The 12,686-nt window shown below is 43.1% G+C and carries 12 protein-coding genes; 8 read left to right on the top strand and 4 right to left on the bottom strand.

Annotated elements, in window-relative coordinates:
* Positions 1 to 25: 25 nt before the first annotated feature.
* Complete coding sequence (gene recG, locus LPY66_RS14900) at positions 26 to 2,410, top strand: ATP-dependent DNA helicase RecG (protein ID WP_337985050.1); 2,385 nt, start codon at positions 26 to 28, stop codon at positions 2,408 to 2,410.
* A gap of 814 nt (positions 2,411 to 3,224) precedes the next feature.
* Here recG and LPY66_RS14895 read toward each other — a convergent pair.
* The 3 genes from LPY66_RS14895 to gpr form a co-directional block, all read right to left on the bottom strand.
* Positions 3,225 to 3,428 carry a hypothetical protein gene (locus LPY66_RS14895; RefSeq protein WP_337985049.1) on the bottom strand — a complete coding sequence of 68 codons (204 nt, stop codon included), beginning with the start codon at positions 3,426 to 3,428 and terminating at the stop codon, positions 3,225 to 3,227.
* Positions 3,429 to 3,706: 278 nt separating this feature from the next.
* The gene (locus LPY66_RS14890; protein ID WP_337985048.1) at positions 3,707 to 4,924 is read right to left on the bottom strand and encodes an MFS transporter; all 1,218 of its coding nucleotides are present in this window, start codon (positions 4,922 to 4,924) and stop codon (positions 3,707 to 3,709) included.
* A gap of 268 nt (positions 4,925 to 5,192) precedes the next feature.
* On the bottom strand, positions 5,193 to 6,191 hold the full coding sequence (gene gpr / locus LPY66_RS14885; protein WP_337985047.1) for a GPR endopeptidase: 999 nt from the start codon (positions 6,189 to 6,191) through the stop codon (positions 5,193 to 5,195).
* A 244-nt stretch (positions 6,192 to 6,435) separates the two neighbouring features.
* Between gpr and rsmD the strand changes: the two genes are divergently transcribed.
* Together rsmD and LPY66_RS14875 are read left to right on the top strand one after the other, a co-directional pair.
* A complete protein-coding gene (gene rsmD, locus LPY66_RS14880; protein WP_337985046.1) occupies positions 6,436 to 7,023 on the top strand; it encodes a 16S rRNA (guanine(966)-N(2))-methyltransferase RsmD in 588 nt (195 codons plus the stop codon).
* The gene (locus tag LPY66_RS14875; protein WP_337985045.1) at positions 7,004 to 7,492 is read left to right on the top strand and encodes an ATPase; all 489 of its coding nucleotides are present in this window, start codon (positions 7,004 to 7,006) and stop codon (positions 7,490 to 7,492) included. The genes rsmD and LPY66_RS14875 overlap by 20 nt, the downstream gene beginning before the upstream one ends.
* Positions 7,493 to 7,503: 11 nt before the next feature.
* Here LPY66_RS14875 and LPY66_RS14870 read toward each other — a convergent pair whose 3' ends face one another.
* Positions 7,504 to 8,661: a nucleoside recognition domain-containing protein gene (locus LPY66_RS14870; RefSeq protein WP_337985044.1), complete on the bottom strand. Its 1,158-nt coding sequence runs from the start codon at positions 8,659 to 8,661 to the stop codon at positions 7,504 to 7,506.
* Between the two features lie 322 nt (positions 8,662 to 8,983).
* On the opposite strand from LPY66_RS14870, the gene LPY66_RS14865 reads away from it, so the two are divergent.
* From LPY66_RS14865 to acpP, 5 genes are all read left to right on the top strand, one after another.
* The gene (locus LPY66_RS14865) at positions 8,984 to 10,186 is read left to right on the top strand and encodes an acetate/propionate family kinase (RefSeq protein ID WP_337985043.1); all 1,203 of its coding nucleotides are present in this window, start codon (positions 8,984 to 8,986) and stop codon (positions 10,184 to 10,186) included.
* 67 nt (positions 10,187 to 10,253) lie between these two features.
* The gene (locus LPY66_RS14860) at positions 10,254 to 10,763 is read left to right on the top strand and encodes a YceD family protein (RefSeq protein WP_337985042.1); all 510 of its coding nucleotides are present in this window, start codon (positions 10,254 to 10,256) and stop codon (positions 10,761 to 10,763) included.
* Positions 10,764 to 10,768: 5 nt separating this feature from the next.
* Positions 10,769 to 10,948, top strand: coding sequence for a 50S ribosomal protein L32 (gene rpmF, locus LPY66_RS14855; protein WP_337985041.1), 180 nt, complete (start codon positions 10,769 to 10,771; stop codon positions 10,946 to 10,948).
* Positions 10,949 to 11,080: 132 nt separating this feature from the next.
* Positions 11,081 to 12,082 (top strand): phosphate acyltransferase PlsX, encoded by a 1,002-nt coding sequence (gene plsX / locus LPY66_RS14850; RefSeq protein WP_337988103.1) that lies wholly within the window; start codon positions 11,081 to 11,083, stop codon positions 12,080 to 12,082.
* Between the two features lie 287 nt (positions 12,083 to 12,369).
* Entirely contained in the window at positions 12,370 to 12,597 is a 228-nt protein-coding gene (acpP, locus tag LPY66_RS14845) for an acyl carrier protein (RefSeq protein ID WP_337985040.1), read from the top strand.
* The last annotated feature ends 89 nt before the right edge of the window (positions 12,598 to 12,686 follow it).

Genomic DNA, 12,686 nt, shown 5'->3' with positions numbered 1-12,686 from the left:
CAATCTACTCGGGTAAGGTGAGAGCGTGTTGCAGTCAGGAAATTTGCTGAATAGCCTCTACAAGGCTATGCGGGCAGAAGAAAAGCAAGGATTCATTAATACGGGAGCAATCGGAGGCTTTAGCGATTATTGGCTCGATGCATTGTCATGGCTTGCACAGATTGTCTCCCGGGATAAATTAGAGCGGATGAAATATTTAGCTCAGGAATATAAAGCTGTCAGCCCGTACAAACGCCGGGGGATATGGCTGGAACTGTATGCCATCCTAGGGGATGTCGATACAGTGATGCACAGTGACGCTCAAACTAAGGTGGATATGCATGGTTTGCTCGGTCATCCCCAGCAGCCCGACGAAAAAACAGCCATAGCACAACAGCTTGCCCAAGACACTGCTATTTTGCAGAAAACAAACCCGTCTCCGGACCTTCAGTACATCAAGGGTGTCGGACCGCAGAGGGCCAAACAATTTGAGAACCTGGGGATATTCACGGTTGAAGATCTCTTAAGATATTTTCCGCGTAAATATGAAGTGAGGCAAAAACGCTGTATCATTGATCTTCAGGATGGTGAGTACGTTACTGTCGAAGGTACTGTGACTGGCAGTCACGTCACCAACGGGAGAATCAAGGTCGTAAGACTGAATATAGAACAGGATGGTCGATATATTCATGCCGTTTGGTTTAATCAAATCTATATTCCCAAGCAATATCCTGAAGGGATGGTAGTGTCCGTTACGGGGAAAGTTCAGTGGCAGAAGAGAATACCTGAAATCCTCGTTTCAGAAATTAGCAAGGGTGCAGGTGATGGAAAGTCGGAAAGCATCATACCCATATACTCTGAAACGAACCGTCTCAATTCCAAAGCAATCCGTGAAATAGTCAAAGCAGCTCTTCCCCAAACCGATAAGTTATTTGAAGAATTTCTGCCGGCAGACTTTGGACTTATGCCAAGATCGAAGGCAATCAGAGAGATGCATTTTCCTTCGGCAACCGATACACAAAGAAAAGCCAGAGAACGGCTGGTCATCGAGGAAATCCTGTTGTTACAGCTCGCCTTGGCTATGCTTCGTGCTCCCGGAACCCAAAAAACAGGATGTGTTATCAACCAGGGAAACCATTTAGTGAATGCTTTTATTGCATCCCTCCCTTTTAAACTTACGGGGGCGCAGCAACGCGTCATCAAAGAAATATTTAAAGACATGGAAAAAAACGATAAAACCATGACACGATTACTCCAGGGTGATGTTGGCTCCGGGAAAACGGCGGTGGCGATGTGCGCGTTGCTCCAGGCGGTCGGCTCCGGTTTCCAGGGGGCGATGATGGCCCCGACAGAAGTGCTCGCAGGTCAGCATTATCAGTCCATAAAAGAAGCTTTTGAACCGCTCGGTATCCGTGTCGTATATCTGATTGGAAATCAAACACGATCGGAGAGAGAACAGATTCTTGATCAGATTCGAAGCGGACAGGCACAGGTTGTTGTCGGAACGCAAGCCTTGATCCAGGAAACAGTGCAATTTAATTCTTTGGGATTGGTAATAACGGATGAACAGCATCGTTTTGGCGTCAGACAACGTACTCTCCTCCAGGATAAAGGTGGAAATCCGCATGTTTTGGTCATGACTGCCACACCGATACCCCGCACACTTGCTCTCACGTTATACGGGGATCTTCAGCTGTCTGTATTGGATGAGCTGCCGAATGGCCGAAAGCCTGTCATTACAAAAAAAATCTCAGATCGCAGCCGCGGGAGCATGGAAAAATTTCTGCACCAACAAATCCTTACCGGCAGACAGGTGTACATCGTCTGCCCGCTGGTTGCTGAAACAGAAAAATCAGATTTGGTCTCGGCTACACAAAAGGCAGAAGAAATGAAGAAAGTCTTTGCCGATTATCGCGTCGCGCTCTTGCACGGAAGGATGAAGGGTCAGGAAAAAGAACAGATCATGCAGTCTTTTCGTCAAGGAGATATCGATATTTTAGTGACAACAACAGTGGTCGAAGTCGGTGTTAATGTTCCCAATGCATCGGTCATGGTAGTGGAAAGGGCAGAACGTTTTGGTCTGGCGCAGCTTCATCAGCTAAGGGGGCGTGTTGGCCGCGGTAACGAGCAGTCTTATTGTATTTTGGTCAGCAATACTCATGACAGTGCCCGTCTCAATATCCTTTGTGAAACGGAAGACGGCTTTCGAATTGCCGAAGAAGATCTCAAGATTCGTGGCCCCGGTGAGTTATTAGGCTTGCGTCAGCACGGCATTCCGGAATTAAAACTGACGGATCTGACATCGGATGGCAGGCTTGTTGAACTAGCATATCAGCTTCTCCAAAATGTGTTGAAGGAACCGGTAAAATATGACCGTGTACATAAAGAAGCAAACCGGCTTTACCCAAAAGAAAAGATCGGTCTGAATTAGCCTGTTCACATAATACTAATTCCTGTGTCATCCATGAATGATTTTTGGAGGACGGCAGATACTATCCTTTAACTGAAATATGGTTTGGAGGGATAGAGAATGGCCGACATTGATCGGGATAAAGAATTTGAAATTGAAAATTTAAAATATGAAGTTTCTCAGGAAATGGGTCTTCCGCAAAAGAGAACTAAAAAAACGATTAAAAATAAGGGCTAAATTTTAAGGGTTAACAAGGTACTAGTACAGTGTATTCTAAATAACTAGGCAAACAAAAACGTAAGCATTTTTCTGCGGTTGGTCTGCATGCCACATTCCGCTTTCGGCTCTTGTGCCCTCCATGAATTTACATTTCGGAAGTTAAAATTCTTTTGCCCTCCTTGGCGAATTTTAACTTAGGTCCATCCATGGACCGTTGCGCTACGCAATCCATGCTCCGCTTGTCGCCGGAACTGTGGCACACAGACCTAATTTGAAGTAAATGATTGAGATATTCTTTTGGGTAGTTATTTCAAATACGTTGTACTAGATTTAATTATCGCAAACACTGAAGAGTGCCTTAAATATGGTTTAATCAGGGATATATCTAGACTTCGTACGGTATGCGGCTTCAGTTTCAATGCATCTATGCATAAAAAACACCTTTTGCTGCAAATGGATATTACTCCAATAAAACAGCAAAGAGGTGTTTTTCGTCCTAATAATATAATGCATGAGGAAGGTAAAATTTTTATTTCCAAAAGGGGTACAGAATTAAATAAATACTAGTGCTTAAAGATATTATAAATTAATAATTAATAATGAATAATGACATAGTTTAGCCTTGAGCTTTAGCCATCATTTTTTTCATACTTGACCCAAGGTAACACTGTGATAATAATGAACAAACAAATCCAATAACAGCACCCATAGATAAAAAGAAAAGCATATTTGCAGAAGGTGCAAACAAGGTAAAACCGACCCATCCCAAAATAAGACCAATTATTGCCGAGAGAAAGGACACGATTAAAATCTTTAACATAAGAATCCCCCTTTTCCTAATAACCCCCCTTCCAGATAGCTGCATAGTTTTATTATGATGCATTATATTATTAATCTCTATTTCATTGAAATAGAGAAACTACATTTCTAGGCTACTAGCAGTATATAACATAATAAATTCCAAGTAAAGATTTTTATTCCATTTTTTTATTACCTCTTTATCTTTATATCCACAGTATCCTTCTTCTTTCGCCTGAAGAAAAGCAAATGAGACTACTTCATTCCTTGTTTTTATGAAGAGGATCAATGGATACGCTTTTATCTGTTTTGACTCCGGTTCGCCAGAATCGTTTTCACAGCTAAAATATATATGATCAGAGAGAGGAACATCGGGATAATAAACAGCAGATACATGATGCTGTAACCTGCTGCCTTGGCCAAAAATCCTGATAACACCATGCCGATAGCGATTCCGATGTCTATACCGCTGTAATAGGTACTATTGGCAGCACCCCGCCTTTCCTGAGGGACTTTTTTTACGGCCATCGCTTGTAATGTAGGCTGCAAGGCACAGTTGCCAAGACCATAAAGAACGGCTGCCGCAATAAAGAAATAAATATTTTGTGCCAGAAATAGAAGCAAGAGGCTTAAGGAAAAGAAAATAATACCTGGTATTATCGCGATACTGTAACCTTTTTGGTCGGATAGTCTTCCGATAAAAGGCCGTGTCATGATCGAGGTAACAGCATATACGCTGAAAAATATTCCGATATTATTTATATTTAATTCAGCGGCATAGAGCGTGAGACAGGTCATAAGTGAACCATAGGCCATAGAGGTAAAGATGGCAATAATGGCAGGCAGATAGGCTCTTTTTTCAAAAGCGGTTGCCATAAATCCAGATACATTCTTTTGCGGATTTATCAAACGTTGTCCTTGCGGGGCTATACGCATCGGATAGGGAATCAAGGTCCCTAATACGATACCAAGCATGGATAAAAAAGCTGATATATAGAACAGATTCTGAAAACCCCAATGCCCGGCAACATATAAGCCGACCATTGGGGAAATTGCCATAGATACAACATTGACAACACCGGCATATCCCAGTCCCTCGGCAAGTCGTACCTGAGGAACCAGATCGGATAAGATCGTACCAATCGCTGTGGTTGTTATCCCCCACCCCAGTCCGTGGATGAGCCTGCAGATAAGAACAAAAAGGACAAGCGGGAATATGCTATAGCCATAAATTGCGGCAAAAGCGATCAGCAGTCCTGCGAGATACACCTTTTTTCGGTCCTTTGTATCGAGAATGCGTCCGATAAACGGACGTGCAGCCAATGCAGTGATCGTAAATGAGCCCATGACCAGACCGATGATATCCGGAGTGACTTTGAGTTGACTGATATAAAGAGGCAGTGTGGGGAGGAGCATATGAAAGCTGAAATAGACCGCTAAATTGGCGATAAGGATCATGATATAGGGTTTAGTCCAAAGGCGCGCTTTCATTGTATGAACTGAATCGTTTTGTGACATCGACATCATCTCCCAGCAACGGGTTCAGGGTTGAGAACGAGTAGCACTATGTTCCTTTTTTCTTAATCAATGTTTGTTTGCTGTTCCTTATTCCTTTTTCCTGTTTCCTTGAGGATTAATTGTCAATCGCAGCGATAAGAAAAAAGAAAGAAGCCAAGAAGATCTTGACTGTAAATGGAGATCATTGATATAAATGTACTATTAATTTATTATAGCACAGATGCCATATCCTGTTTAGTTTATTTTGAACCTACGTTAGAAAGCACAATTACTGTAAATAGGTTTCAAAGTTTTGAGCAGTGATACCGGGATGAATACTTTGGTTGATAGCGCCGGCAATGATGCGCGCACTGCGTTCGATTAGGGTATCAACGTCTTTCGGTGTGACCATCAGATTTTCCTGAAAAGGTGAAAGCGCTTTTTTCATGACATTGATTAAGACAGGCTCGTTTTCTTCACAATAAATATCAGCCAAAGCAGGTTCCAATTCCATTTGTTCAAATAACTCTTCAACCGTTTTGTGCGCAATGATTGCTGCGTTTACCACAGTGGGTACCCCGATGGCGATCACTTTGCATCCTAATGTTTCCTCGTTCAGACCTTTACGGTGATTGCCAATACCGGAACCGGGGTTAATACCGGTATCCGCTAATTGAATAGTTGTACCGATTCTTTCCAGCGCCCCGGCAGCTAAAGCATCGATGGCAATGACATAATCCGGCTTAACGTGTTCAACGAGGCCACGGATGACTTCCGCGGTCTCAATTCCGGTCAGCCCTAATACACCAGGCGAAATAGCGGCTACCTGGCGCATTTTCCCTTTTGTTTCCTCTGGTGTATAATAGAAAAGATGACGTGTCACCATGACTTTTTCAACTACCTTCGGACCTAAGGCATCGGGTGTTGCTTGCCAGTTCCCTAAACCGACGATGAGAAAGCTGGCATCTTCCTTGATGTTATAAAGACTGGATAAATGGTTTGCTAGAATATGGGTAATTCGTTTATGCTGTTCAAAGTCATTATCTTTCACAGCCGGGGCATCGATCGTAATGTAATTACCCTTAGGCCTCCCCAGCTCTTTTTCACCACGGGCATTTGTGATCTGGATAGCCGTGACAGTTGCATCTTCAAATTCTTCTTTGTTCATGATGACGCCGGATATCTCCTGACCGCTCTCTCCCCTTAAAAGATCGTGTGCTTCAACAGCGAGATCCAGAGAGATGTTCATTTGTTTAAGAAAACGTGATTTATGCAGTAACTCAGTCATAGTCGGTCTCCTAAGAAGTTTATTTGATTTGGTATCTTTGAAATCTGTAATAGTATGTTATATTTCTGCAGCCCATATTCACGTCAAACAGGGCATCATGTCTGTTATGATGTTGAATAATTATGTTATACTAAATAGAAATGTGTAAATAATTTCTTCAAAACAGTGTTTTTTTTGGGAAAATGTATGTAAAATTATCCGAATAACGTTATAATAGACATTAATTTAAGGAAGAGACAGGCACGTGCGAATTATTGCGGGGGATTGGAAAGGACGGAATTTAAAAACAGTCAAGGGCATGCTTACCCGTCCAACATCGGATAAAGTCAAAGGAGCCATTTTTAATATTCTTAGAGACAAGGTGTCTGAGGCGAGAGTACTGGATCTTTTTGCCGGAACCGGAAATTTGGCTTGGGAGGCTTTGTCACGCGGGGCAGCATATGCGGATCTCGTCGACAAAGGATCGGATGCGGTTAAAACCATTAAAGAGAATTCTAAGATGCTGGGCGCAAACCTTAAAGTGAACATCTGGCAAAGTGATGCCAAGGACTACATCAAACGCGTTACGGGAAAAAGATATGATTTGATATTTGCTGACCCGCCATACCGGCAGGGGTTGGCAGAAGACATACTGACGAGCCTTTGTCAAATGGATCTTTTAGAACCGAATGGTGTGATTGTCATTGAAACGTCAGCGCAAGAATCTATCACCGATGATATTTATCCTCTGGAAATAAGATTGACCAAGGAATATGGCGACACCAAGGTATGGTTTATTCAAAAAAGAGAAAACGATGAGGAGGGAAATCTCTTTGGAAAATCACTTGATTGAACTTATTGAACAATTGGAAGAAGTGCTGGATCACGGAACGAAGGTGCCTTTGACAGGGAAAATCATGGTTGACAGCGAGACCATATTGGAATTGCTGGATGGGATTCGTTCGGTACTGCCCGAGGAAATTAGACAGGCCAATAACCTTTTGGCCGAACGGGATCGTTACATAGAAGAAGCACGCAGTGAGGCGAGCCGCATCCTCGACCGTGCTCAAAAACAAGCTGATCAACTTATCCAGGAAGATGAGATCGTTACGCAGTCACGTGCCTACGGGGAAGAGATTGTATTAAAGTCACAGCAATATTCCCGCGAAGTAAAACTTGGCGCTTTAAAGTTTGCGGATGAGATGCTTCTGGATATTGAATCAAAAATCGGAGATGCCTTTAAATCAATTAAGGCCAGCAGAGAAGAATTGAATTCGATGACCCGCTGGGATGACAGGGTCCAATCCCTTGATAACGAATAACTTAAACCTAGTTATTGGTATCTCCTGAGATATAATTCAGACAGAAAACGTAATATAACAAAAACTAAAACGAAGCAAAGTAATAAGATACAGCACCATTTGAGAGAGAAAAGCCAAGGTGTCTTTACGCTGAGAAAACCAGACAGATTTGCTGTCTGAATGGGCATGAATTTTAAGAATACCTGGCTTAAGAATAGTGCGAATACCGCGTGGATAATTCTGCCAATAATAAAAGGGCGAAAACGGAGATCGGTCGATGTAGTAAAGCTTAGTACCTGCGCAAAGACAGATAATCCGCCCCAACCTAACATAAAGCAAATCACACCAACTTGTGTTGACATGGATTGAAAGCCTAATACTGCTGCCTTGCAGCCCAGGGTTGTTTCCATGAATCCTTGGATGATGGCGTCTCCTCCCAGCAGGGATATCTGACCGGCTGACACCATATGAATGAGATTGGCTAGGCGGGAGCTGATTCCCAAAACAACCAGGAGATGGGTGATCACAGAAAAGAATATGATATAACCCCCAACGAGCAGGATCGTTGCCGTACTTTCCCGAACTGCATCGGCTAACAGCTCGCCAAAGGGTTTTTTGTTATATTGGTATTTTTTTAGTTTTTGGTAAGAATGCCGCCAGGTGTACTTAGCGCCAGACGGAGCAGGCTCCGAATCCGTGCCATAAAATCGAAAGATTAAGCCAACGCCTAGATTAGCCAAATAGACCGATGCGGCAATAACAATTCCTACGGCTGCATTGCCCAGCATCCCTGAAGCCACGGCTCCGAGCATGAAGCCGGGGCTTGGATTGCTTGTAAACGCAAGAAGCCGTTCCCCCTCAAGGCGAGATATCTCTCCGCTTTTCCTTAATTTACTGGTCAAGATAGCACCGATGGGGATACCGCTCGTATGGATCATTGCAATAATGAAGGCTGCTTTTCCCGGCAAACGAAAGATAGGGCGCATTAAAGGCTCCATTAACGCCCCAAGAAAATCGACCAGTCCTTGTTTCATGAGCAAATCAGCTAATATAAAAAATGGGAACAGGGCAGGCAGGATGTAATTGGCCCAAAGAGAAAGTCCGGTGGAAGCAGACGCTACGACTTCCTGCGGGAATATAAACATGCTGATGGCCAGAACAATAAAGGGAAGGACTTTGAGTAATGTCAACGCGCGTTCACCAACCTTCCATGGTCATATCCCGTAATTTGATCCGGCTTTGATTATGTATATGATGTAGAGGGCATTGACATTCTAAATAGAAGGAGTCAATTTGATTTTAAAATCTGAAACAGTATTTTGAAATAGGGTTGACAGGTTAAGCAGATATGGTAGACTTTAATGTGCATTGTTATATGCATTACCTGATTATGGGTCGTGTATATAATAGAGAGAGAGGATCCAAGAGGATCCCAACAGGGGTATAGACAAGGAATATAGAGGAGAAAAGACCTAAACACATTAGGTTGAAGAGAGTAAAGGAGTGTCATTAGTGAAGATTCTTGTTTTGAACTGCGGCAGCTCGTCACTTAAGTATCAGTTGATGGATATGATGTCGCAGGATGCTTTGGCAAAAGGTTTGGTTGAAAGGATCGGGTTGCCTGGTGCGATGCTGACACATCGTCCCAAGAACGGAGAAAAAGAAGTGATTGTTGCTGATTTACCTGATCATACATCAGCAATTAAATTAGTACTGCAGGCTGTGGCAGATCCGGAGTATGGTGTTGTTGAGTCGCTCAATGAAATAGACGCTGTTGGACATCGCGTCCTTCATGGCGGAGAAAAAGTATCCGGTTCGGTACTGGTGACCCATGAGGTCAAGCAGGCTATTGAGGAGTGTTTTGAACTGGGGCCGCTGCATAATCCTGCCAATCTTGCCGGGATTATTGCCTGTGAACAAATGATGCCGGGAACACCCCAAGTTGCTGTGTTTGACACGGCTTTTCACCAGACAATGCCACCGGAAGCCTATATCTATGGGATCCCATATGAGTATTATCAACAATATAAGATACGTCGCTATGGTTTCCACGGAACCTCTCATAAATATGTCAGTCAAAGGGCAGCTGTTATATTAGGCAAAAAACCCGACAAGTTAAAACTGATCAGCTGTCACCTTGGAAATGGATCATCTATTACCGCAGTAAAATATGGAAAATCAGTGGAAACGTCCATGGGTTTTACTCCATTGGAAGGCCTGATGATGGGAACGCGTTCGGGTGATATTGACCCTACAATAGTATCGTTTATCATGAAAAAGGATAAAATATCCGGTGATGCAGTGAATGCTCTTTTGAATAAGAAAAGCGGCGTTCTGGGCCTTTCCGGTGTCAGCAGTGACTTCAGGGATTTAGAAAAAGCCGCTGATGAAGGGAACTATCGGGCTCAGCTGGCATTGGATGTATTTGTTCATGACGTAAAGAAATACATCGGTGCTTATGCAGCAATCCTCGATGGTGTTGATGGAATCATCTTTACGGCAGGTCTGGGCGAAAATTCCCCGATGATTCGTTCTTCAATCTGTAATACGCTGAGTTATCTGGGCGTTAGTATTGATGAAGAGAAAAACGAAGCCAGCCGCGGGGCAGAAGTGGATATTTCCAAGTGGGGTGCCCGTTGCAAGGTGCTTGTTATTCCAACCAATGAAGAGTTAATGATAGCTTTGGATACCAAGGAAATCATTGAGAAGATGTAATCCTTTTCTTGACAAAGAAAAAACGGATAACTATAATTACAGTTGTTGCATATCGAGGTGATTGCTGGTGATTATTAACGTATATCATCTAAGGCATACAGAAGGTGCTTCAAAAACCTTTAGGTTTATCGAAGAATTTTCACCGCTGCAGCTCGGAACGGATGAGTACACATTTACTCAACCGGCTGAAGTAACTCTTGATATTGAGAATTTGGGCAAGTCGCTTTTGGTTAAGGGAACAATTCGCTTGGTAATCGCCGTGAATTGTTCACGATGCTTGAAACCATTTACATATTCATCAGAGATTACCTTTGAGGATGAATGGTTCCCTGCGGAATTTGCTTCTGAAGCGATGGATGAGAGTGCTTTCATTTTCGAGAAAGATGAGTTTGCCATCGATGACAGGATCATCGAACAAATTGTTTTACAACTTCCGATGAAGTTCCTTTGTTCGGAAGACTGTAAAGGTTTATGTCTTAAGTGTGGAGCAGACCTGAACACGCGCACTTGTTCGTGTATCAGTGAGGATATCGATCCTCGCTTCGAAATATTATCCAAGTGGAATAAGGGGGTGTAATATCAATGGGTGTTCATCAAAATAAACAATCCAAATCAAGAGTTCGCAGACGCAGAGCAATGGATAAACTGACTGCTCCTAACCTTGTGGAATGCCCCCAGTGCCATAAACAGAAGCTTCAGCATCATATATGTGCTAATTGCGGCTATTATAATGGCAAAGAAGTAGTATCGATGGGTGAATAATACGATTGTTATTGCAAAAGCTGTTGACTTTGTTTATAGTTAACGGCTTTTTGTCTTATTTCCATGCATACTCATCATCTGCTTAAGGATGATAATTACGGGGATAGGGTGCAGAAAGGAAGGTGCGGAATGATGAAGATAGCTGTTGATGCTATGGGCGGGGATTATGCGCCTTTAGAGATCGTCAGAGGGGCATTGAAAGCCGCTCAGGCTTGGCCGGAAATCAAGATCATTCTGGTTGGCCGTAAAGATGACATCATCGACCATATACCTGAAAAAAAAATTTCTGAAAATATCGGATTCTATGAGTGTTCTGAAGTCATTGAGATGAACGAGCATCCCGCTGCCGCCATCAAAAAGAAGAAAGATGCCTCCATTGTCGTGGCGACGCGATTGGTTAAAGAGGGCGAGGCTGATGCACTGGTCTCTGCAGGAAGTACAGGAGCGCAAATGGCAGCCGCTTTACTTGGACTTGGCAGGATCAAAGGGATCCAGCGACCGGCAATCTGCACCGTCTTGCCGACACTCCAGGGTGGAAAGCTTTTGCTTGATGTAGGAGCCAACCCGGATGCGAAACCGGAAAATCTCCTGCAATACGCCATGATGGGCAGTATCTACGCCGAGAATGTATTAGGTATTAATAACCCCAAGGTTGCGCTCCTCAATATTGGCAGTGAGGAAGGAAAAGGAAATGAATTGGTACAGGCTGCTTACGCGCTGCTCAAAACCGCTTCTCTGAATTTTATCGGTAATATTGAAGGCCGTGACGTTCCCAATGGTAATGCCGATGTCATTGTCTGTGATGCTTTTGTCGGCAATATCGTTTTAAAATCATTCGAAGGTTTGTCCTCAGCTCTATTTCAACTGATTAAAGAAAAGATTACAGCCACCACATCCCGGAAGATTGGGGCGATGCTCGTTAAACCCGGACTGAAGGAAATCGCCAAACAGATGGACTATGCTGAATACGGCGGAGCACCGCTGCTGGGTGTCAATGGAACCAGTATCATTTGTCATGGCAGTTCCAAAGAAAAGGCAATTTATAATGCGATTCGTGTAGCCAAAGAATGCGTCAATGAAAAAATAATCCAAAGAATTGGGGCAGGTTTGGACGAAAGCACCTTGCAATCTTGATAAATACTGGTACAATTCTGAATAAAAGGCTTATTCCTACACATTATAGGGTAAGACTACCGTAAAATATCATCCTATATACCATCGTTGCAGCAAAGATATCCTATCAAGGAAAATAACTTAGCAATATGAGGTTATTTGGCAAAAAACAGAAAGTATGGGGTTGATATAGTACGCAAGTACGTTGTAAACTCTAAGTAGATGTTACATAATCTGTGTAAAGGATATCCATTAGAGTTACATTGTATGAACAAACAAATTGAACTGCCTGAGAGGGGGTGGCATGCATGGATGTATTTGAAAAGGTAAAGGCAATCGTTGTGGACCAGTTAGGAGCCGATGAGGAGGAAATCACGACGGCAACAACTTTCCAACAACTGAATGCTGATTCATTGGATATTGTTGAACTCGTAATGGCTCTGGAAGAAGAATTTAACCTTGATATTGCGGATGAAGAGGTAGAAAACATTCAATCCGTCGGCGATATTGTAAAGTATGTGAAAGAAAATATGTAGTCAATGGGCCCCGTAGTAAGGCTGCTACGGGGCTTTAAACTAAACAGCAAAGCTGCGTGAACATCCCTTGCCTTGCATCATAAGCGAAG

Source organism: Dehalobacter sp. DCM (assembly GCF_024972775.1).
Classification (GTDB): Bacteria; Bacillota; Desulfitobacteriia; order Desulfitobacteriales; family Syntrophobotulaceae; genus Dehalobacter.
Note: the sequence above shows the minus strand (reverse complement) of the source record. Positions and strands in the feature narration are given on the sequence as shown.